Origin of the sequence: Streptomyces sp. NBC_01171, assembly GCF_045039805.1 — a bacterium.
In the GTDB taxonomy this organism is placed as follows: Bacteria; Actinomycetota; Actinomycetes; order Streptomycetales; family Streptomycetaceae; genus Streptomyces.
Genome location: NZ_CP108609.1, coordinates 5,786,498 through 5,808,251, shown reverse-complemented (window position 1 = coordinate 5,808,251; position 21,754 = coordinate 5,786,498). Strand labels below are relative to the sequence as shown.

Sequence of the window (21,754 nt, the reverse complement as noted above, 5' to 3'; positions counted from 1 at the left end):
GGTGGCCGGGTCAGGCGCTGACATGGGTGGTTCCTGTTCTGTGCGGGTGGTGCGGGCCGGGCCGCCCGGTGAGCGGGGCCCGGCGCAGGGCGGCGGCGACCTGCGCCGCGTAGGTGTCGAGGCCCTCGGCGCCGCCGCCGGGCAGGCCGGTGAGCCGGGGCAGCAGATCGCCGAAGGCGTTGACCTCGCCGACGAAGGCGCGCCGCCAGCCGACGGCGGGCAGCAGGTCGACGCCGACGCAGAGGGTGTCCGGGAAGCAGGCCGCGGCCCGCTCGCAGATCCCGAGCACCTCCGGCCAGCGCAGGCCCGCGCTCTCGGCCGCCTGCCGGGCCCCGGCGAGGTCGCCCCTGCGGCCGCCGAGGTGGAGGTTGGTGAGCGGCCCGGCGCTGGTGCGGACCACGGCGTGGGTGGCACGGCCGTCCACCACGACCACCCTGAGGTCGGCGGCACGGCCGTCCTGGGACGCCTTGGGCACCCAGCGCTCCAGGTGCAGGCCGTCCGGGGCGAGCGCGTCCACGATGGCGGCGATGTCCCGCTCCCGCTGGTAGCGGCGCACCTTGAGGGAGTTGAACAGCCGCCCCTCGGGGTCGAGTTCGACGGAGGTGGTGGCCCTGATCCGGCCGCCCCCGGCCGAGTCGACGGCGAGCACTCCGGAGGCCGACGAGCCGTGCGCGGGCTTGACGAACAGCCGGGGCATCCGGTGCTCCCGCATCAGCGCCCGCACGTCGTCCCAGCCGCGCACCGGGGCACCGGCCGCGCCGGACGTGGGCGACTCCGGCACCGGTACGCCCGCCGCCGCGAGGACCGCGTGACAGCGCCGCTTGTCGAACATGACCGCCACGTCGTCGGCGCCGTCCAGCCGGATGCCGCCGCGCAGCGTGCCCAGGGCCGCGATGAAGCGCTCGTACCAGCGGGCCGTCCCCTCCACGCGGGTCGGGTCGGGCATACCCCGCAGGAGGAGGTCGACCTCGGGGTCCTCGCCGGGCGAGTCCACGCGGACGATCTCCTCCGCGCCGAACTCGGCCCCGCCCGCGCGCAGTACGTCCAGCCAGGGCACCACGCGGGGCGCCGGCAGCCCGGCGGCCCGGACGGCCTGGGCGAACAGGGTGATCCTGCGGCCCGCGGGGTTGCCGACCACCGCGAAACACCGGTTCATGGCAGGACGCTCACTCGCCGATGGCCACGAAGCGCTGCACGGTGCCGTCCTCGTTCTCGTAGGAGTCCGCGTCGTCCTCGTTCAGGTCGAGCCGGACGCCCGCCGGTTCCAGGGTCTCCCGGAGGCGCTGCTGGAGGGGCTCGGTGATGTAGTGGTGGTGCAGGTCGAGGAACGTGAGGTGGGTCAGCGGCCGGCCGGCGAGCAGCGCGGCGGCGCCCTCGTCGCCCAGGGTGCCCATGGAGAGGTCCAGCGTCTCCAGCCGGGCCACGACGGGTGCGGAGGCGACGGCGGCCGCGATCTCGTCCTGTATCTCGCTGTTGCGCAGCCCCAGATGACGCAGGGCGGGCAGCCGGGTGCCGGAGAGGATCGGCTCCAGGTCGGACACCGTGGTGTCGGCGCCGTACATCGAGTCGCCGAGCCACAGTTCGAGGTGCTCCAGCGCGGGGAGGTCGCTGCCCCCGACACCCCGGACGACCTCCACGGGCAGGCCGCCGGTCTCCACGACCAGCTTGCGCAGCGCGGCGTGCTCCAGCGCGGGGAACTCCAGCCCGGTGCCCCCGCGCACGCCGAACTCGGCCAGCTCCGGGAAACCGGTGAGCAGTCCGGTGACGTCGGTCTGCTGAATCCAGGAGAGTTCGGCCTCCTCCATCACGAGGTCGCCGAGGAACAGCGCGCGCAGGGCGGGCAGCCGGTCGCGGGCGGCGAGCAGCGCCGCTATGACCGCCGAGGAGTCCGTCTCGTACGCCTCCGTCCAGGCGCCGACGATCAGCGCCCGCACCCGCGTGGTGTCCACGGTGGCGAGGAAGCGGGCGAAGGCGTCCTCCCATTCCTCGTCCGCGTCGTACACGTCCCCGGCGACCCGCCAGGCCACGGCGTCGGGCTCGGGCAGCTCGGCCTTCGCGTCGGGGCCGGGAAAGGCGAACGCGGGGAGGCCGTACAGCTCCTCCAGGTGGTGACCGATGGTCATGCGGGCTGCTCCTGACGTGCGAGGGGCGCGAACGTGTGCGGTCCACGGCGTACGCAGGAAGTTCTACCAACTCGCACTGACAACCGGTCACGCGGTCGTGGACGACTACTCGGCTACTCCGCGGCCAGTGCGTCACGCAGCGTCTTCGCGGTGGTGCCCGGGTCGTATCCCTCGGGGACGCCGTCGACCAGGATGATGTCGCCCGCGATGTGCCGGGAGCGCAGCGGGGCGATCTCCTGGTAGGCGGGCGAGTCCCACCAGGCCCGCGCCTCGGTGATCCCCGGGAACCCGATGATCACGACGTGCCCGGCCCACTCCCCCTCCTTCACCTCGTGCTGGGTGCCGTGGACGAGGAAGCGGCCGCCGTACGGCTCGAACGTGGCGGTGATGCGCTCGATGTACTCCGCGATGTCGGGGTGCGGCGCGGCCTCACGGAGATGGGCTACGGCGTAGGCGGTCATACGTCCTCCACGGCGTCGGCGATCGTCGGATCTTCGCACCGGCGATGCTCCCACCCCCGCCGACCGGCGTCGATGGTCCGTCGAAGGTTCGACCCCCGACACGCCCGAAGATCACACCGACCCCCACCGACCCGCAGGTGTGCTAGTCTTTCCCTTGTTGCAGTTGTGGTACCCATGAACTTTATGTGCGCCTGACGGGAAATGTTTTCTCTTTGGGCGCATTTTGTTTTCCGGCATATTCCGGATGGGGCCTCTGCCATCAGAAGGAGAAAGTCATGGCACAGGGAACCGTCAAGTGGTTCAACTCTGAAAAGGGTTTCGGCTTCATCGAGCAGGACGGTGGCGGTCCGGACGTCTTCGCCCACTACTCGAACATCGCCACCCAGGGCTTCCGTGAGCTCCAGGAGGGCCAGCGGGTCAGCTTCGACGTCACGCAGGGCCAGAAGGGCCCGCAGGCCGAGAACATCGTTCCCGCCTAATTGCGGGACGCGTATTCCGCTCACCGGGGTCCGCACCGTCATGGTGCGGACCCCGGTTTGTGCTGTGTTGAGGAAGGCAGTAACCGCATGCCCCGCAGGTATCAGAAGCCGAACCGCGGCTCGTCGCCGTCCAGGCCCTCGTCTGCTCCCCAGGCTCCCCAGGAATTCCGCCTGCCGGAGAGCACGACGCCCGCACTGCCCGCCGTCGCTGAGTTCGCCGACCTCGACATGCCCGCGGCACTGCTGAAGACGCTCACCGCGCAAGGGGTGACCACCCCCTTCCCCATCCAGGCCGCCACGCTGCCCAACTCCCTGGCCGGCCGGGACCTCCTGGGCCGCGGCCGCACCGGCTCCGGCAAGACCCTCGCCTTCGGCCTCGCCCTCCTCGCCCGTACGGCGGGACAGCGCGCCGAGCCCAAGGCCCCCCTCTCCCTGGTCCTGGTGCCCACCCGTGAGCTGGCCCAGCAGGTGACCGACGCGCTGACCCCCTACGCGACGGCGGTCAACCTTCGAATGGCCACCGTGGTCGGCGGTCTGTCGATCACCAAGCAGGCCGCCACGCTCCGGCGCGGCGTCGAGGTGCTGGTGGCCAGCCCCGGCCGCCTCAACGACCTGGTGGAGCGCGGCGACTGCGTGCTGCACGACGTCCGCATCACGGTGCTGGACGAGGCCGACCAGATGACAGACATGGGCTTCCTGCCGCAGATCACCAGGCTGATCCAGCAGGTGCACCCCGACGGCCAGCGGATGCTGTTCTCGGCCACCCTGGACCGGAACATCGACAAACTGGTGCAGCGGTTCCTGACCGACCCCGTGGTGCACTCGGTGGACCCGTCCGCCGGTGCGGTCACCACGATGGAGCACCATCTGCTCCACCTCCAGGACGAGACCGACAAGAAGGCCGTCACCACGCGCATCGCGGCCCGTGACGGCCGGGTCATCCTGTTCCTGGACACCAAGCGCTCCGCCGACCGGCTCGCCAAGCGGCTGCTGTCGGTCGGCGTCCGCGCCGCCGCCCTGCACGGCGGCCGCTCCCAGCCGCAGCGCAACCGTGCCCTGGAGCAGTTCAAGACCGGTGAGATCACCGCGCTGGTGGCGACGAACGTCGCGGCGCGCGGTATACACATCGACGATCTCGACCTCGTCGTGAACGTCGACCCGCCGACCGACCACAAGGACTACCTCCACCGCGGCGGCCGCACCGCCCGCGCGGGTGGTTCCGGCAGCGTGGTCACGCTGGTGCTGCCCGAGCAGAAGCGGGAGGTCAACCAGCTCATGTCGGCCGCCGGCATCCGCCCGAAGACGGCCCGCGTCACGTCCAGCGCCCCGGAGCTGGCCACCATCACCGGCGCCCGCGAGCCCTCCGGCGTGGCCGTGGTCATCGCGGCCCCGGAGCCCACGCCGCCGAAGGCGCGTCCGGCCCGCAGGTCCGGTGCCGAAGGCGCCGGCCGTTCCGACCGCCGACGCCGTCCGGCTGGTGGCGGCGAGGGCAGCGGCGGTCAGAGCCGCAAGCCCGAGGGCCGGTCCAAGCCGGGCGCTGCGAGCGGCGGCACCGGTACATCCGGCGGGCGCGGTACGGGGCGCCGTACCAGCGCGGAGGGTGTCAAGGGCGGGGGCGCGTCCGGCCGCCGTACCGCCGGGGGCGCGGCTCCCGGCAAGGCGGCCGCGCGCGGCACCGCCCGCAGGGCGCCGGGTGAGCGCACGGCCGGCACCGGTGGCTCCGACCGCCGTGGCGGGCGCCGCCCGGCCGCGAGCTGAGCACAGCGCAACAGAACACCCCCCGACCGGGCCGGTCGGGGGGTGTTCTCGCGTACGGGGGCTTACCGCCGCCGGGGCAGGCGGACCACCTGGACGAAGAAGTCGTCGATCTGGCGGACGGCGGCGATGAACTGGTCGAGGTCGACCGGCTTGGTGACATACGCGTTGGCGTGCAGCCTGTAACTGCGGAGGATGTCCTCCTCGGCCGCCGACGTGGTGAGGACGACCACCGGGATGTCCGCGAGGTCCTGGTCGGACTTGATCTGCTCCAGCACCTGCCGCCCGTCGTACTTGGGCAGGTTCAGGTCCAGCAGGATCAGGTCGGGCCGGGGCGCGCCGGTGTGGTCGCCGCGCCGGTAGAGGAAGTCGAGCGCCTCCTCGCCGTCGCGGACCACGTGCAGCGTGTTGCCGATCTTGTTGTCCTCGAACGCTTCCCGGGTCATCAGCTCGTCACCGGGGTCGTCCTCCACCAGGAGGACGTCGATCGGGGTGGCGTCGGGAGTCGTCATGTGAGGGCCTTTTCCTCGCAGTGGGTTCCGGTCTCGTCCGGGGCGGTGGCCACGGGCAGGGTGAAGCGGAAACGGGTGCCGTCGGTGTACTCGGTGTCCAGCCAGATCCTGCCGCCGTGATGTTCCACGATCTTCTTGCAGAGTGCCAGACCGATCCCCGTACCGCCGTAGGCATCCCGGCTGTGCAGTCGCTGGAAGATGACGAAGACCTTGTCGGCGAACTCGCCGGGGATGCCGATGCCGTTGTCCGCGACGCTCACCTGGAGGCTGCCGGGCTCGTCCGGGTCGGGTTCGCAGGTGACGGTGACCTGCGGGGCGCGGTCGGGGTGGCGGAACTTCAGGGCGTTGCCGATCAGGTTCTGCCAGAGCATGGTGAACAGGGTCGGGTCGCCCACCACCTCGGGCATCTCCTGCGGCCGTTCGACGCGGGCGCCGGACTCCTCCACGGCGGCGGCGAGGTTCATCATCGCCTTCTCCAGGGCCTCGTCCAGACCGACGGGCACGCGGTCGTCGGTGAGACGGCCGACGCGGGAGAAGGTGAGCAGGTCGTTGATGAGCACCTGCATGCGCTTGGCGCCGTCCACCGCGAAGTCGATGTACTGCCGGCCGCGGTCGTCCAGCTTGTCGTAGTACCGCTTCTCCAGGAGCTGGCAGAAGGAGGCGACCTTGCGCAGCGGTTCCTGGAGGTCGTGGGACGCGACGTAGGCGAACTGTTCCAGCTCCACGTTGGAGCGGCGCAGTTCGACCGCCTGGGCGTCCAGGTCGGCGGCCTGGGTGGTGAGGATGCGGTGCTGGGCGTGGGAGGCGTCCAGCTCGGCCACGATCCGTTTGCGCATGCCCTCCACGTCGTCGGCCACGGCGGTCAGGTCGGCCGGGCCGCCGCCGGTGATGACGTGCTCGAAGTCGCCGGCGGCGACCCGGCGGGACGCGGTGCGCAGCCGCTCCAGGGGCCGGGTGACGAGCAGACGCACGAAGACGGCGAGGACCACGCCGGTCAGCAGGAACGCGGCGACCATGGCGACGAGCACCGAGTTGCGCAGGGTGCGCTCGTGGGCGATGCGCGCGCGGCCGTCGGCGACCGTACGCGTCATGTCGCCGTTCTGCTTGATCCAGCTCCTGCGCAGCTTGTCGAAGTCCGCCTTGCCGCCCTCCACCGTCCGCAGATCGACGGCCTTCGGCGCTCCGGGGGTGACGGAGGCGACGAGCGGTTCGGCGTAGTTGAGGCGCCACTGGGTCGCCTGACGCTCCACCGCGGTCAGGTCGTCGCGCAGCTGGGGCCGGTCCGCGATCAGGCGACGCAGCCGGGCGGCGGACTCCGCCTCGTTCTTCTTGCCCTCGGTGTACGGCTTGAGGAAGCGCTTGTCGGCGGTGATGGCGTAGCCCCGGATGCCGGTCTCCTGATTGACCATGGCGGACTGGAGCCGGTACGCCTCGGTCTGGGCGGGCTGTACGCCCTTCAGCAGGGAGTCGTTCGCCTCGGCCGTGCGATTGAGGAGGTTGGCGCCGACCACGGTGCCGACCAGCACCAGGAGACTCATGAGCGACAGCACCAGGTAGAACCAGCCCTGCACGGTCAGGCTGCGCCCGCTCCACGGCTTGCCCGCGAGGTTCCTCACCTTGTGCTCCGAACCGACTCGTCACTCACGCGTCCACTCGTTTCTCTCGTCCTACGTTTCTCAGTTCCAGCTCACATGGACGACGGCGACGTCGTCCGCGAGCCCGCCCTGTTCCTCGGCCAGCCCCTCGGCCTCGCCGATGAGCCGGTCCACGAACTCGTCGGGCGCCAGTCCGGCGGCCTCCCGGGCGAGTTCGAGCAGCCCTTCCTCGCCGAGGCGCTGCGGACCCCGGCTGACGTGCCCCTCGAAGAGCCCGTCGGTGAAGAGGACGACGGAGGCGCCCGGCGGCACCGGGAGTTCCGCGGTGGGCCAGCGGGCGCCGCCGGGGATGAGGCCCAGCGCGGGCCCGCCCGGCACCTCGACCCAGTCCACTTCCCGGGTGCCGCGCCGGAGCAGTCCGTGGTGCCCGGCCCGCACCACGGTGGCCCGCTGCTCACCGGGGACGGCGGACAGGCTGACCAGGGTGGCGAAGACCTCGTCCCGGGCGCGCTCGGCGACCAGGATCTCCTCCAGGCGGGCCACCTGCTCGACGCCGGTGATACCGCTGAGGACCAGTGTGCGCCAGGCTATCCGCAGGGCGACACCGAGGGCGGCCTCGTCCGGGCCGTGCCCGGAGACGTCCCCGACCACGGCGTGCACGGTGCCGTCCGCGCTCTGCACGATGTCGTAGAAGTCGCCGCCGAGCAGGGCCTGGGCGCGGCCGGGGCGGTAGCGGGCGACGACCTGGACACCGTCGGCGCGCAGCAGCGGGCGGGGCAGCAGGCCGCGTTCCAGGCGGGCGTTCTCCTGGGCCTGCATCAGGCTGGCCTGGAGCGCCACGGCCGACTGCTCCGCCTGCTTGCGCTGGATCGCGTAGCGGACCGCGCGGCCGAAGAGTTCGGGTTCGACCCGGCCCTTGACCAGGTAGTCCTGGGCGCCGGCGGTGACCGCGGCGAGCCCGGTCTGCTCCTCGGCGAGGCCGGTGAGGACGACGATGGCCACCCGGTCGGCGTGCGCCTTGACCAGGGAGACCGCTTCGAGGCCGCTCGCGTCCGGCAGGTGCAGGTCGAGCAGGACGCAGTCCGGGCGCTCGGTGGCGAGCACCCCTGCGGCCTCGGACATCGAACGCACCCAGCGCAGCCGCATCTTCAGGGCGCTGTCGGCGACCAGTTCCTCGACCAGCAGCGCGTCGCCAGGATCGTCCTCGACCAGGAGGACCGACGGCTGTCGCTCGTCCCACTCCGCGTCGATCCCGTCCACGGTCACCGGCATCAGCTCATCGGCATCAGCCCGCGACGTCACCATGGTCCCGCCCTTTCCGCTCCGCTCGTGCCGCCCGCCGTCAGAAGTTGTCGACCGACAACATTGGATGAGCATACTCAGTGCGAAGATCCGGGCGTGACCAGTCCGGGTGACATCATTCACCCATCCGGACTCGAACGCGACGACGCGGTGCTTGTCGTCGAGGGTTCAGCCCTCGAAGCGGTAGCCCATCCCCGGCTCGGTGATGAGGTGGCGCGGGTGGGAGGGGTCCGCCTCCAGCTTGCGGCGGAGCTGGGCCATGTAGACGCGCAGATAGTTCGTCCGGTCGCTCAGGGAGACTCCCCAGACCTCGCGCAGCAGGTGTGTCCGGCTCACCAGGCGGCCGGGGCTGGTGACAAGAATCTCCAGCAGATGCCACTCGGTCGGGGTGAGGCGGATGTCACGCCCGTCGCGCACGGCCTTCTTGGCGGCGAGGTCCAGGGTGAAGTCCGCCGTCCGCACCAGGGTGGTCTCCGGGGCCGCCCGGCCGGCCTCGGTGCGGCGGACGGCGGCGCGGAGCCGGGCCAGCAGCTCGTCCATGCTGAACGGCTTGGTGACGTAGTCGTCGGCCCCGGCGTCCAGCGCGGCGACCTTCTCCTCGGACGCCTGCCGGGCGGAGAGGACGAGGATCGGCACCCGGCTCCGGCCGCCGCACAGGGACCGTATGACGTCGGCGCCGTCCATGTCGGGCAGCCCGAGGTCGAGCACCACCACGTCCGGCCTGCGGTCGGCCGCGAGCCGGAGCGCGGTGGCGCCGTCCGGGGCCGCGTCGACGGCGTACCGGCGGGCCTGGAGGTTGATCACGAGGGCCCGCACGAGCTGCGGGTCGTCCTCCACCACGAGCACCCGTGTCATGGACGCGCGCCCTCCTGTCGTACGCCTCAGTGGATCGACGGCAGCAACCTACGGCATCGGGGCGGGAGTCGGCGGTCCAGGTGCGGCTTCCGGACATCGCTACGGCGGGTCAGTGCCGGGCCACCAGGTCCTTGAGGGCGATGTTCAGCTCCAGCACGTTGACGCGGGGCTCGCCCAGGAAGCCCAGGGTGCGGCCCTCGGTGTGGTCGCGGACGAGCCGGGCGACCTCGGTCACGGGCAGGTGGTGCCGGGCGGCGACACGGCGGATCTGGAGCCGGGCGTACGCCGGGGAGATGTCCGGGTCGAGGCCGGAGCCGGAGGAGGTGACCGCGTCGGCGGGGACGTCGGCCGGGCTCACCGGACGGCCGGGTACGGAGTTGTCCCGGACGACCGCGGCCTTGGCGGCCTGCACCCGCTGGACCAGGACCTTGTTGTCGGCGGCGAGATTGGTGGCGCCGGACAGCAGCAGTGAGTAGCGGGTGTTCTCGCTGTTGGTGCCGAGTCCGGCCGCCGGACGCCCCTGGAACCACCTGAGATCCGGGTCCGGCGTCTCCTGGCCCTTCTTCAGGGGCAGCGTGTACGACTGCCCGATGAGGGAGGAGCCGACGACCCGCCCGTCCGCCCGGACCTCGGAGCCTCCTGCCCGGCCGGGAAGGAGGAGCTGGGACACGCCGGTCACGGCGAGGGGGTAGAGCACGCCGGTGACGAGGGTGAGCACGAGCAGGGCGCGCAGACCCGCGCCCAGTGACCGGATCTTGCCGGTGAGGAAGTTGTTCATGGTCAGCCGATCCCGGGGATCAAGGAGATGAGCAGGTCGATGAGTTTGATGCCGACGAAGGGCGCGACAAGGCCGCCGAGGCCGTAGACGGCGAGGTTGCGCCGCAGCAGGCGGTCGGCGCTGACCGGCCGGTACCGCACCCCGCGCAGGGAGAGCGGGACCAGCGCGATGATGATCAGCGCGTTGAAGACGACGGCCGAGAGGATCGCGGAGTCGGGCGAGGCCAGCCGCATGATGTTCAGCCGGTCGAGCCCCGGATACACGGCGGCGAACAGCGCCGGAATGATGGCGAAGTACTTGGCCACGTCGTTGGCGATGGAGAACGTGGTCAGCGCGCCCCGGGTGATGAGGAGCTGCTTGCCGATCCCGACGATCTCGATGAGCTTGGTCGGGTCGGAGTCCAGGTCGACCATGTTGCCGGCCTCCTTGGCGGCCGACGTGCCGGTGTTCATGGCCACGCCCACGTCCGCCTGGGCCAGCGCGGGGGCGTCGTTGGTGCCGTCCCCGGTCATGGCGACGAGCTTGCCGCCCGCCTGCTCCCGCTTGATGAGGGCCATCTTGTCCTCGGGGGTGGCCTCCGCGAGGAAGTCGTCGACGCCGGCCTCCTCCGCGATGGCCTTGGCGGTCAGCGGGTTGTCCCCGGTGATCATGACGGTCCTGATGCCCATCCGGCGCAGCTCGGCGAACCGTTCCCGCATGCCGTCCTTGACGATGTCCTTGAGGTGGACGACACCGAGTACGCGGGCACCCCGGCCGTCCCGCACCGCGACCAGCAGCGGGGTGCCGCCCGCGCGGGAGATCCGGTCGGCGGCGCCTTCCGTGTCCTCGGCGACCGTGCCGCCCTGCTCCCGCACCCAGCGCAGCACCGAGGCCGCCGCGCCCTTGCGGACGCTGCGACCGTCCACGTCGACGCCGGACATCCGGGTCTGCGCGGTGAACGCGACCCACTCGGCACCGGCCAGCTCACCCTGATGGCGTTCGCGCAGGCCGTACACCTCCTTGGCCAGGACGACGACGGAGCGGCCCTCGGGGGTCTCGTCTGCCAGCGAGGAGAGCTGGGCCGCGTCCGCGAGCTCGGCCTCGCTCACGCCGCCGACCTGCACGAACTCCGCCGCCCGGCGGTTGCCGAGGGTGATGGTGCCGGTCTTGTCCAGCAGGAGGGTCGAGACATCACCGGCCGCCTCCACAGCCCGGCCCGACATGGCCAGCACATTGCGCTGGACCAGGCGGTCCATGCCCGCGATACCGATGGCGGAGAGCAGGGCGCCGATGGTGGTGGGGATCAGGCACACCAGCAGGGCGACCAGCACGACCAGCGTGAGATGGGTGCCCGCGTGGGCGGCGAACGGCGGCAGCGTGGCGCAGGCCAGCAGGAAGACGATGGTGAGCGAGGCCAGCAGGATGTTCAGCGCGATCTCGTTGGGCGTGCGCTGCCGGGCCGCGCCCTCCACCAGTCCGATCATCCGGTCGATGAAGGTCTCCCCGGGCCGGGTGGTGATCCGCACGACGATCCGGTCGGAGAGCACCTTGGTGCCCCCCGTCACGGCGCTGCGGTCACCCCCGGACTCCCGGATGACCGGCGCCGACTCGCCGGTGATCGCGGACTCGTCCACCGAGGCGACGCCCTCCACGACATCGCCGTCGCCGGGGATCACCTCGCCGGACTCGCAGACGACCAGGTCACCGACGCGCAGCTCGGTGCCGGAGACCTGCTCCTCGGTGGCCCCGGTCAGCCTGCGGGCGACGGTGTCCGCCCTGGCCTTGCGAAGGGTGTCGGCCTGCGCCTTGCCCCGGCCCTCGGCGACCGCCTCCGCGAGGTTGGCGAAGAGCACGGTCAGCCACAGCCAGACGCTGATCGTCCAGCCGAACCGGTCGGTGGGGTCGGTGAAGGAGAACGCCGTGGTCAGCACGGAGCCGATCCACACCACGAACATCACGGGCGACTTGACCATGACCCGCGGATCGAGCTTGCGGAAGGCGTCGGGCAGCGATCTCAGCAACTGCCGGGGATCGAACAGGCCCGCGCCGACCCGGCCCCCGCCGGACGCGACCCCGGCCGCCGCCTCGTCGTGCGGCGCGCGGGTGGGAGTGGCTGTGGACATGGCGGCCTCTGAGTGGTCGGTACGGGTGGTCGGCGCGTCGGTAGGGGGATGCGTCATGCCAGCCCCTCCGCGAGCGGTCCCAGCGCCAGCGCCGGGAAGTACGTCAGGCCGGTGATGATGAGGATCGCCCCGACCAGCAGGCCCGCGAACAGGGGTTTCTCGGTGCGGAGGGTGCCCGCGCTCTCGGGGACGGGCCGCTGCGCGGCGAGCGAGCCGGCCAGCGCGAGGACGAACACCATGGGCAGGAAGCGGCCCAGCAGCATGGCGAGCCCCGTCGTGGTGTTGAACCAGTCGGTGTCGGCGTTCAGCCCGGCGAAGGCCGAGCCGTTGTTGTTGGCGGCGGAGGTGAAGGCGTACAGCACCTCGGAGAACCCGTGCGCGCCCGGATTGAGCAGGGAGTGCGGCGGGGTCGGCAGGGCCAGCGAGGCCGCGGTGAAGACGAGGACCAGCGCGGGGGTGACCAGGATGTAGCAGGCGGCGAGCTTCATCTCGCGCGCGCCGATCTTCTTGCCCAGGTACTCGGGGGTGCGGCCGACCATCAGACCGGCGAGGAACACCGCGATCACGGCCATGATCAGCATGCCGTACAGCCCGGAGCCGGTGCCGCCGGGCGCTATCTCGCCCAGCATCATCCCGAGCATGGCGACACCGCCGCCGAGCCCGGTGAAGGAGGAGTGGAAGGAGTCCACGGCGCCGGTGGAGGTGAGCGTGGTGGACACCGCGAAGAGTGCCGAGCCGCCGACGCCGAAGCGGACCTCCTTGCCCTCCATGGCGCCGCCCGCGGCCTGGAGCGCCGGGCCGGGGTGGCTGAACTCGGCCGCCGCCATCAGGGCGGTGAAGCCCAGCCAGATGGTGGCCATGGTGGCGAGGATCGCGTAGCCCTGCCGGACGCTGCCGACCATCAGGCCGAAGGTGCGGGTCAGCGAGAACGGGATGACGAGGATCAGGAAGATCTCGAAGAGGTTGGTGAAGGGGGTCGGGTTCTCGAAGGGGTGGGCGCTGTTGGCGTTGAAGTAGCCGCCGCCGTTGGTGCCCAGCTCCTTGATGGCCTCCTGGGAGGCGACCGCGCCGCCGTTCCACTGCTGGGTGCCGCCCACGAACTGGCCGACCTCGTGGATACCGGAGAAGTTCTGGATGGCGCCGCACGCGACGAGGACCAATGCGCCGAGCACGGCCGCCGGGACCAGGACGCGCAGCGTGCCGCGCACCAGGTCGGCCCAGAAGTTGCCCAGTTCGCCGGAGCGGGACCGGGCGAAGCCGCGCACCAGGGCGACCGCGACGGCCATGCCCACGGCGGCGGACACGAAGTTCTGCACCGCGAGCCCTGCCGTCTGCACGACATGGCCCATGGTCTGTTCGCCGTAGTACGACTGCCAGTTGGTGTTGGTGACGAAGGAGACGGCCGTGTTGAAGGACTGCGCCGGGTTCACCGAGGAGAACCCGAGTGAGCCGGGCAGCACCCCCTGGAGCCGCTGGAGCAGGTAGAGGAGGAGGACACCGGCGAGGGAGAAGGCGAGCACCCCGCGCAGATACGCCGGCCAGCGCATCTCGGTGTCGGGGTCGGCGCCGATGACCCGGTAGATCCACCGCTCGACGCGCAGATGACGGCGCGAGGAGTACACCCTGGCCAAGTAGCTGCCGGCGGGCACGTGGACGAGGGCCAGCGCGCCTATGAGGGCGAGGAGCTGGAGCACGCCCGCGAGTACGGAACCCATGTCTGCTCTCAGAACCTCTCCGGGAAGATCAGGGCGAGGACGAGATAGCCCAGCAGGGCGACGGCCACGACCAGGCCGACGGCGTTCTCGGCGGTCACAGCTTCGTCACCCCCTTGGCGACGAGTGCCACCAGCGCGAACGCGGCGAGCACGGTGACGACGAAGGCCAGGTCGGCCATCTTGGGACTCCTGAACGGACTCGGGGTCGAAAGGGGAACCCTTCGAGGAAACCCCTGCTCCAAGGGGTCGGAGCCCCGCGTTGACGCCCCCCATACGGCTCGGGCGGCGGCCTTGACGGGACTCTGACGCCGGTGGGTCCCGTCCGGTACGCCGGTGGGTGTCACGGGCGTCGGTCAGGGGGCGCGAAAAGGCAGCCGCCGGAAAGCGGCTGCCTTTCGGGTGCGGGGCGTCGAGTCGGCGCCCAGGCACACCCCGGTACTCCAGCAGGCCGATGCCAACGGTGTCACCGTTTGCGGCGCCACTGAGGCCGAAGTTCCGGATGTCGTAGCAGAGGATGTTGTAGTCGGCGTCGTGCAGGGCCCTGAACTCGGGGAGGAAACTCACCTCGAATCCCTCGATCGAACGAGTTTGGGAACGGCGGCCCTTGGCGCGCCGGGGCGAGCGGGGGACGGGAACACGCGTTCCGGAAGTTGCCTCGCCGGAGCCGTAACAAGGCCGGTGTCCGGCGCGTTTTTAGAGCACCAGTTCACTTCCCACCCGCATGGAGGCCGACGACATGAGGACGTTCGCCCCCGGTTCCGCCCACCTCACCTGCCGTGCGCTCGTCGTCGACCGCGCGGGACGCGTCCTGCATGTGCGGGACCCTGCCGGGCTGCCCGGCGCGCGTGCCGAGGAGGGCGACCGCACCTTGCTGGGGACCGCGCTGCGAGCGGTGACCGAGCGGACCCGGCTCGCGCGGGGCGACCTGTGCCTGACCCCGGAGCTGCTGACCACCCCGGTCCATGTCGAGGCGATCGGACCGTCCCACTACGAGTTCACCTTCGCCCTGTACCTGGCCCGCGTCCTGCCCGAACCGCTGCCCGACGCGGAGTGGTTACCGGTCGAGCACCTCAAGTCGGTCTCATTGAAAGCCAAGTTGAGGGCCCTGAAGCTGGACGGGAGACCGGCGCCGGTGAACGCCTCGGCGCTGATCCACGACGGCGACGGCCGCTACCTCCTCCACCTGCGCGACAACATCCCCGGCATCTGGGAGCCGGGAACCTTCGCCCTGCTCGGCGGCGGCCGGGAGCCAGGGGACCGCACGCTGGAGGACACCCTCCGGCGTGAGCTGGCCGAGGAGGTGCCGGGACTCGACCCGGCCGGCCTGGAGCCGTACGCGGTCGAGGAGGCCACCGGTGCCGACGGGCTGTGCGTACCGGTGCAGGTCTTCTCCGGCCGCTGGACCGGCGATCCGGACGGGGTGGGGCTGGCGGAGGGGGTGCTGCTGCGCTGGTTCCGGCCGGAGACGCTGCACCGGCTGCGGCTCAGTCCCGGGACGCGTGAACTCATCCTGCGTCACGCGGCGGGCCCGGCGGCGCCGGCCCCGGTGATCCCCCGCCCGGCGAAGGCACCGGACGCGGGCGGCACGGAGCTGAACATCGTCGGCGTCCATCTGTACGCCGAGGACGATGACGGCCGCGTGCTGCTCGGGCTGCGCCATCCCGACGCGGCCTTCGCGGGCTCCACCTGGCACTTCCTGGCCGGGCACTGTGAGCGGGAGTCCGCCGTCGCGTGCCTGGTGCGGGAGGCGTACGAGGAGGCCGGGCTGGTCGTCGACCCCGCCGACCTGGAACTGGCCCATGTGGTGCACGTGCTGCACGGACCGAGCGCGCGGCCACGCATGCAACTGGTCTTCCGCGCCCGCCGCTTGCGGGGAACACCGCGGCTGAGGGAGCCGGACAAGTGCCTCGCCTGGCGCTGGTGGGACCCGGACAGGCTGCCGGAGCCGCTCGTGCCCTACGCCCGTACGGCCATCGACGGCATCCGCACGGGCCGGACCTATTCCGAGATGGGCTGGTGCCCGGCATGAGCGCGCGGCAGCGTCACACCGTGCCGGTGGATGTCCACCTGATCCTGCGCCGGGAGGGCAGGACCGGTCCGGAAGTGCTGGTGTCACGCCGGGCCGGGGCGGTGTACGCGGCCGGGCTCTGGCACCTGCCCTCCGGGCACCTGGACGGCCCGCACGAGGACGTGGTCGGCGCGCTGATCCGGGAGGCGCGGGAGGAGACCGGTGTCGTCGTCGACCGGGCCGATGTGCGCGCCGCCGTCACCGTCCACCACCGCGCCCCCGGCGGTTCGGCCCGCGTCGGCTTCTTCTTCGAGGTGCGGCGGTGGGTGGGCGAGCCCCACGTCATGGAACCGGACCTCTGCGACGCCATGACCTGGGCCCCCCTGGACGCGCTGCCCGCCGCGACGGTGGCGTACTGCCGGGCCGGTCTGGACGCGTACCGGGCCGGGGAGCACCTGGCCGTGCACTTCCAGCGGCCGGTCGACCCGATCGCCCACGCCCCGGCGGCCGACCGGCTCCAGTTCGTCCCCGGCGTCAACCCACTGCCCGCTCAGCGGAGTCCGGCCCCGCCACACCCCTTGGAGACGCATCGTGAGCGGTGAGGCCCTGCACACCCGCCCCCAGCACCCCGGCACCGCGCACGCCGCACGGCTCGCCACGCCGGCCGACGCGGAGGGCATCGTCCGGCTCCGGTCCGCCTTCGTCCTCGCCGAGCCGCTGCCGGAGGAGTGGATCGTCCGCTCCGGCGCCGAACTGGCCGCGCGACTGGCCCCGGGTGGCGACGCCCGGGCCTGTGTCGTCGACGCCCCGGACGGCTCCCTCGCCTCCTGCGCCCTCGCGCTGGTCCACCCCGTGCTGCCCGAACCGGCGTCTCCCAGCGGGCGGGCGGCGCGGGTGCACACGGTCGCCACGCACCCCTCGTCGCGCCGCCGGGGACTCGCCAGGTCGGCCCTGACCGCGCTGCTCGACCGGCTCCGGGCGGAGGGGGTGGCCCCCGTCGAGGCCGACACGCCCGGCGCCGCTGGGGCGCTCTTCCGTGCCTCGGGATTCTGCGGCAGCCTGGCGCCCATGCGGATGACATGGCCGGAGCCGGCGGTCCGGGGGCGGGTGGACGAGAAGACCGGCCGGGTCTGGCTGCCGCTGGAGCAGTACGCCGAGACCGTCATGAAGGCCACCGGCTTCGCCTGCGTTCTCTTCACCGACGTCCACGACCGGCCCGTGCAGCTCCACGGGGTCTACAGCGCGACCCACCCCTGGCAGTTGGCCGGCGGCACGATGGACCCCGGTGAGCGGCCGTGGGAGACGGCCGTGCGGGAGTGCCGGGAGGAGACCGGCATCGAACTCGACGGCCCGCCCCGGCTGCTGGCCACGGTGTACGGGCTGCCCGGCGCCGAGTGGCCGTACAGCACGATGGGGCTCGTCTTCGACGGCGGGCGGCTGGACGAGGGGCGGCTGCGGGACATCGTGCTGGACCCGCGTGAGCACGACGAGGTGCGGGTGCTGCCGCTTCCCGAGTGGCGGCCGCTGATGCCGCCGCGGGACTTCGCGCGGCTCAGCGCGGTGATGGAGGCCCGCCGCACCGGTGTGGCCGCCTACTTCGACACCTGGGACTGGGGGACGGAATGAGCGTCGTACTGATGTCGGACCGGCGGGTGGCGGCCGTCCCGGTGCGGGAGTGCGGTGAGCCGCTGGTCGACGTCCGGGCGCACGGCGCCCTGCGGGTCGACCAGCGCAAGGAGGATGCCTCGGGTGCCTTCGCGTATCTGCGCCAAGGAGTCCTGCACCGGCTGCTGCACGCCCAGTCGCTCCTGCCCCACGGCCTGCGGCTGCTGTATGTCGAGGGATACCGGCCGCCCGGCCTCCAGCGCCGGTACTTCGAGGAGTACGCCGGCGCGCTCGGCCGGGACAACCCCGGCTGGCCCCCGGCCCGCGTCCGGGACGAGGCCAGCCGGTTCGTCTCCCCGCCGGAGATAGCTCCGCACAGCGCGGGCGCCGCCGTGGATCTCACTCTGATGGACGCCGACGGCAACGAACTGGACCTGGGCACCCGGATGAACGCCGACCCGGTGGAGAGCGAGGGCGCCTGCTACACCTCGGCCACGAACATCGGCGCCGAGGCCGCGGCCAACCGGAACACCCTGGCCACCGTCCTCTCCGAGGCGGGGCTGGTGAACTACGCGACGGAGTGGTGGCACTGGAGCTGGGGCGACCGTTACTGGGCGCTCCAGACGAACAACCCGACCGCGCTGTACGGCCCCACCGAACCGGGAGCCATATAAGCCGCATATCGCCCAACCGCTGGCATAGTGCCGCCCATGACCCTCACGCCCGGTAAGAACGGCTCGCGGCGGGGCGGCGGCCGTCGTCGCGCGGTGCTCGCGCTGGCCTGTGTCCTCGGGATCACGGGCGGCGTCGTCCTCGCGCTGGACCTGTCCGAGGACGAGCCCCGCTCCCCCGCCGCTCTCCCCGGCCACCCCGCCCCCGGCCCCTCGGACGTCCCCTCCCCCGGCGCGCCCGGCCTCGGCGATCCCCTCATGCCTCTGGACGGGAACGGCGGTTACACGGTCCGCCGCTACACGCTGGACTTCGACTGGCAGGCACCGAGGACGCCGTTCGCCGCCGCCACCACGATCAACGCCACCGCCACCCAGCCCCTCTCCCGCTTCGACCTCGACTTCGCGGGCAACACCCTGCGCGGTGTCACGGTCGACGGCGTACCGGCGAGAACCGCACGCCGGGGCGACGAACTGGTCGTCACCCCGGCGAAGCCGCTGGCGCGGGGTCGTGCCTTCACCGTGCGCGTCGCCTACACCGCCGACCCCACGCAGCGGCGCCACCGCACCGACGCGATCCAGGACTACGGCTGGGTGCCCACGGCGGACGGTACGGTGCTCTCCCCGCAGCCGAACGGCGCCCGGATGATCTTCCCGGCGGACGACCACCCGAGCCTGCGCGCGCCGTTCACCTTCCACATCACCACGCCGCCCGGCCTGACGGCGGTGGCCAACGGACGGCTCGTCACCCGCGCGCCCCAGCGCGACGGCCGGGTCCGGTGGACGTACGACTCGGAGCATCCGGTCGCCCCGCAGTTGGTCCAGTTGGCCATCGGCAGGTTCGACGTGGTGGACGGCACCGGCCCGCACGGGCTCCCCCTGCGGGACGTGGTGCCTCAAGGGCTGGTGGCGGAGACGAAGGCGTACCGGGCGCTGACGCCGGACCACCTCGCGTGGCTGGAGCAGCGGCTCGGCCCGTACCCGTTCCGGCGCTACGGCGTGCTGGTGGGCGACACCGAGCTGCCGGTGGCGCTGGAGACGCAGTCCCTGTCGGTGGTGCCGAGCGCGGACCTGCTGGGGGATCAGGTCGCCGCAGAACGTAATCTCGTGCACGAGCTGACCCACCACTGGACCGGCGACAGCGTGGCGATCCGCCGCTGGTCGGACCTGTGGCTGAGCGAGGGTCACGCCCGGTTCTACGAGCTGCTGTACGCCGACACGCGGGGCGGTCCGAGCCTGGAAGAGATGATGCGTTCGGCCTACGAGCAGCACGACCAGTGGCGGCACGACGACGGCGCCCCCGCCGAGCCGCGCGAGGAGGGCCTGTTCCGGCAGATGCGCTACGACGGCTCGGCGCTGGTGCTGTACGCGCTGCGGGAGAAGGTCGGCGCGGAGACCTTCGAGCGCATCGAGAAAGCCTGGGTGACGACGTATCGGGGACGGGTGGCCGGGACCCGGGACTTCGTCAGCCTCGCCTCCGAAGTGGCCGGCGAGGACCTGACGGGCTTTCTGACCCCGTGGCTGTACGGGTCGCACACCCCGTCCATGCCGGGCCGGCCGGACTGGCGGGTGGACCCGGTGGAGGAGGAGTGAAACCGGCAGGGGTGAAGCGCTGCCCCCACCCGGCGGGGTCCGCTGCCGCCGACCGGGTGGCCTGAGCGCGGGGGCTGGTCCACGCCAGTGACGCTCGGCGCGACGCGGCGCGCGAGGCAAGGAAACGTGAGCGGGGTGACATGCGGGGCGCGCCCTGGTTCGCGCCCTGGCCGCATGTCCCGGCCGCGCCGAACCTCGTTGGAGTCACCCGTATGAGAAAACGCGTCGCCCCCCGCCTGTCCAGTGCCATGCGCGGGCATCGGCGGATCGTCTGCGTGACCGCCGCGTCGGCGGCGCTCCTGGTGCCCTTGCTGATCGACCGCTCGGAGGACTCCGGCGGTCCCACCGACCAACGCCTGCAGGACGACTACACCGCGGCGGCGAAGGAGTTCCATGTCCCCCGCAGTGTCCTGATGGGGGTGTCCTACCTGCAGTCGCGGTGGGACTCCCACCAGGGCGCGCCGAGCGTCATCGGCGGCTACGGGCCGATGCACCTGGTGGACTCCGCCGGGCCGCCGGCCGCCACCCCGCCGCACCATGTGACACCCCATCCGAAGGTCCAGAAGGCCAGTCCGTCCCCGGCGCAGAAGGCGGCCGAGGACGCCCAGCGCTCCGCCGACCTGCGGCGGGCGGCCGATCTGGTCGGTCTCCCGGTGGAGCGGCTGCGCACGGACGACGCCGCCAACGTGCGCGGCGGCGCGGCCCTCCTCGCGGCCGCGCAGAAGAAGCTCGGCAAGCCGCTCAGCACCGACCCGGCCGACTGGTGGGACGCGGTCTCGCGCTTCCCCGGCTCCACTGACGCGGGCTCGGCGGCCACCTACGCCAACGATGTCTTCGACATCATCCGCAAGGGCGCGAACCGCGTCACGGACGCCGGTCAGCACGTCGTCCTGGCCGCGAGCCCCCAGGTGCGCCCGCGCGCCGGGGCGGCGGGCGCGGCCCGCTCGAAGAACGTGGAGTGCCCGGCGGAGCTGTCGTGCTCCTGGCTGAGCGCGCCGTACGTACGGATCGACGACGATGCGTACGGCAACCACGACCTGGCCGACCGGCCCAAGGACCAGCGGATCGAGTACATCGTCATCCATGACACCGAGGCGCCGCTGGCCTCGATGCTGCTGACCGTCCAGGACCCGACGGAGGCGTCCTGGCACTACTCGATCCGGTCCAGCGACGGCAGTGTCACCCAGCACGTCAAGACCAAGGACGCGGCCTGGCACTCGGGCAGCCAGTTCGTGAACGGCCGCTCGATCGGCATCGAGCACGAGGGCTTCCTGCGGCAGCCGGACGCCTGGTACACGGAGCAGATGTACCGTTCCTCCGCCCGGCTGGTGAAGTACCTGACCAAGAAGTACGACATCCCGCTGGACCGTCAGCACATCTTCGGCCACGACAATGTGCCGGCGCCGACCGAGGACACCATCCCGGACATGCACGACGATCCGGGCCCGTTCTGGGACTGGCGGCACTACTTCGACCTGCTCGGCGCACCGCTGAAGGCGACGGCGGGGCCGGACAGCGACACGGTGATGATCCTTCCGGAGTACGCCAAGCACAGGCCGGTGTTCACCGGGTGCGTGGAGAGCGGCGAGAAGTGCGCGCCGCACGGGTCCAGCGCGGTCCGGCTGCACACCGAGCCGAGCGAGGACTCCGGGCTGATCCAGGACCCGGGCCGCAAGCCGGACGGCGACGACACCACGGTGGACATCAACGACCTGGGGTCGCGGGTGTCGGCGGGCCAGACGTTCGCGGTGGCGGGCCGCCAGGGTGACTGGACGGCGATCTGGTTCCAGGGACACAAGGCGTGGTTCAAGAACCCGAAGGACCAGCCGACCGCGGTGGGCGAGCGGGCCCGGACCATCACGCCGAAGGAGGGCCGCCACGAGATCCCGGTGTTCGGCCGGGCGCTCCCGGAGGAGTCGGCGTACCCCGACGGGATGGACGAGCAGCAGGAGGCGCCGCTGCCGTACACGATCGAGGAGGGTCAGCGGTATGTGACGCAGTCCGTGGTGCACGGCACCTACGTCGACCGGTCCTCGTTCGGCGACGCCCCGGCGCCGGTGGTGAAGGGGGAGGAGGAGTACTACGAGATCCAGCTCGACCACCGGCTCGCCTATGTGCGGGCGAGCGACGTGGATGTGAAGGAGCCTCCGGCGGCCGCCGGTGCACCGAAACCGGCCAAGCCGAAGGCCAAGAGCTGACACACT

At 72.0% G+C, this 21,754-nt stretch carries 19 protein-coding genes; 8 read left to right on the top strand and 11 right to left on the bottom strand.

The features are described 5' to 3' along the window. Window positions 1–10: 10 nt before the first annotated feature. From OG448_RS26835 to OG448_RS26825, 3 genes are all read right to left on the bottom strand, one after another. On the bottom strand, window positions 11–1,156 hold the full coding sequence (locus OG448_RS26835) for an STM4014 family protein (RefSeq protein WP_405557538.1): 1,146 nt from the start codon (window positions 1,154–1,156) through the stop codon (window positions 11–13). 10 nt (window positions 1,157–1,166) lie between these two features. Beyond that, window positions 1,167–2,123 (bottom strand): STM4015 family protein, encoded by a 957-nt coding sequence (locus tag OG448_RS26830; RefSeq protein ID WP_405557537.1) that lies wholly within the window; start codon window positions 2,121–2,123, stop codon window positions 1,167–1,169. 113 nt (window positions 2,124–2,236) lie between these two features. Continuing rightward, the gene (locus OG448_RS26825; protein WP_405557535.1) at window positions 2,237–2,584 is read right to left on the bottom strand and encodes a DUF1330 domain-containing protein; all 348 of its coding nucleotides are present in this window, start codon (window positions 2,582–2,584) and stop codon (window positions 2,237–2,239) included. A gap of 275 nt (window positions 2,585–2,859) precedes the next feature. Between OG448_RS26825 and OG448_RS26820 the strand changes: the two genes are divergently transcribed. Both OG448_RS26820 and OG448_RS26815 read left to right on the top strand, forming a co-directional pair. After that, window positions 2,860–3,063: a cold-shock protein gene (locus OG448_RS26820; RefSeq protein WP_007502648.1), complete on the top strand. Its 204-nt coding sequence runs from the start codon at window positions 2,860–2,862 to the stop codon at window positions 3,061–3,063. An 87-nt stretch (window positions 3,064–3,150) separates the two neighbouring features. After that, on the top strand, window positions 3,151–4,821 hold the full coding sequence (locus OG448_RS26815; protein ID WP_405557532.1) for a DEAD/DEAH box helicase: 1,671 nt from the start codon (window positions 3,151–3,153) through the stop codon (window positions 4,819–4,821). Window positions 4,822–4,883: 62 nt separating this feature from the next. Here the strand turns inward: OG448_RS26815 and OG448_RS26810 are convergent, their stop codons facing one another. The 8 genes from OG448_RS26810 to kdpF form a co-directional block, all read right to left on the bottom strand. Further along, window positions 4,884–5,330, bottom strand: coding sequence for a response regulator (locus OG448_RS26810; protein WP_405557530.1), 447 nt, complete (start codon window positions 5,328–5,330; stop codon window positions 4,884–4,886). Further along, window positions 5,327–6,868, bottom strand: coding sequence for a CHASE3 domain-containing protein (locus tag OG448_RS26805; protein ID WP_405558980.1), 1,542 nt, complete (start codon window positions 6,866–6,868; stop codon window positions 5,327–5,329). The genes OG448_RS26810 and OG448_RS26805 overlap by 4 nt, the downstream gene beginning before the upstream one ends. 138 nt (window positions 6,869–7,006) lie before the next feature. After that, window positions 7,007–8,230, bottom strand: coding sequence for a PP2C family protein-serine/threonine phosphatase (locus OG448_RS26800; protein ID WP_405557528.1), 1,224 nt, complete (start codon window positions 8,228–8,230; stop codon window positions 7,007–7,009). A gap of 165 nt (window positions 8,231–8,395) precedes the next feature. Then, window positions 8,396–9,082 (bottom strand): response regulator, encoded by a 687-nt coding sequence (locus OG448_RS26795; RefSeq protein ID WP_405557527.1) that lies wholly within the window; start codon window positions 9,080–9,082, stop codon window positions 8,396–8,398. Window positions 9,083–9,191: 109 nt separating this feature from the next. Beyond that, window positions 9,192–9,860, bottom strand: coding sequence for a potassium-transporting ATPase subunit C (locus OG448_RS26790; protein WP_405557525.1), 669 nt, complete (start codon window positions 9,858–9,860; stop codon window positions 9,192–9,194). Window positions 9,861–9,862: 2 nt separating this feature from the next. Beyond that, complete coding sequence (gene kdpB, locus OG448_RS26785; protein ID WP_405558978.1) at window positions 9,863–11,962, bottom strand: potassium-transporting ATPase subunit KdpB; 2,100 nt, start codon at window positions 11,960–11,962, stop codon at window positions 9,863–9,865. A gap of 53 nt (window positions 11,963–12,015) precedes the next feature. Continuing rightward, window positions 12,016–13,677 carry a potassium-transporting ATPase subunit KdpA gene (gene kdpA, locus OG448_RS26780; RefSeq protein WP_405557523.1) on the bottom strand — a complete coding sequence of 554 codons (1,662 nt, stop codon included), beginning with the start codon at window positions 13,675–13,677 and terminating at the stop codon, window positions 12,016–12,018. Window positions 13,678–13,685: 8 nt separating this feature from the next. Then, window positions 13,686–13,775 (bottom strand): K(+)-transporting ATPase subunit F, encoded by a 90-nt coding sequence (gene kdpF / locus OG448_RS26775; protein WP_055523315.1) that lies wholly within the window; start codon window positions 13,773–13,775, stop codon window positions 13,686–13,688. A gap of 637 nt (window positions 13,776–14,412) precedes the next feature. Between kdpF and OG448_RS26770 the strand changes: the two genes are divergently transcribed. The 6 genes from OG448_RS26770 to OG448_RS26745 all read left to right on the top strand — a co-directional run bounded on the left by OG448_RS26770 (window position 14,413) and on the right by OG448_RS26745 (window position 21,748). Beyond that, entirely contained in the window at window positions 14,413–15,705 is a 1,293-nt protein-coding gene (locus OG448_RS26770) for an NUDIX domain-containing protein (RefSeq protein ID WP_405557521.1), read from the top strand. Beyond that, entirely contained in the window at window positions 15,702–16,286 is a 585-nt protein-coding gene (locus OG448_RS26765) for an NUDIX domain-containing protein (RefSeq protein ID WP_405557519.1), read from the top strand. Before OG448_RS26770 ends, OG448_RS26765 begins: the two co-directional genes overlap by 4 nt. Further along, the gene (locus OG448_RS26760; RefSeq protein ID WP_405557517.1) at window positions 16,276–17,310 is read left to right on the top strand and encodes a bifunctional GNAT family N-acetyltransferase/NUDIX hydrolase; all 1,035 of its coding nucleotides are present in this window, start codon (window positions 16,276–16,278) and stop codon (window positions 17,308–17,310) included. The genes OG448_RS26765 and OG448_RS26760 overlap by 11 nt, the downstream gene beginning before the upstream one ends. Beyond that, on the top strand, window positions 17,307–17,963 hold the full coding sequence (locus OG448_RS26755; RefSeq protein WP_405557515.1) for a M15 family metallopeptidase: 657 nt from the start codon (window positions 17,307–17,309) through the stop codon (window positions 17,961–17,963). Before OG448_RS26760 ends, OG448_RS26755 begins: the two co-directional genes overlap by 4 nt. Before the next feature lie 36 nt (window positions 17,964–17,999). After that, window positions 18,000–19,550 (top strand): M1 family metallopeptidase, encoded by a 1,551-nt coding sequence (locus tag OG448_RS26750; protein WP_405557513.1) that lies wholly within the window; start codon window positions 18,000–18,002, stop codon window positions 19,548–19,550. 212 nt (window positions 19,551–19,762) lie between these two features. Further along, on the top strand, window positions 19,763–21,748 hold the full coding sequence (locus OG448_RS26745) for an N-acetylmuramoyl-L-alanine amidase (RefSeq protein WP_405557511.1): 1,986 nt from the start codon (window positions 19,763–19,765) through the stop codon (window positions 21,746–21,748). Window positions 21,749–21,754 lie beyond the last annotated feature (6 nt).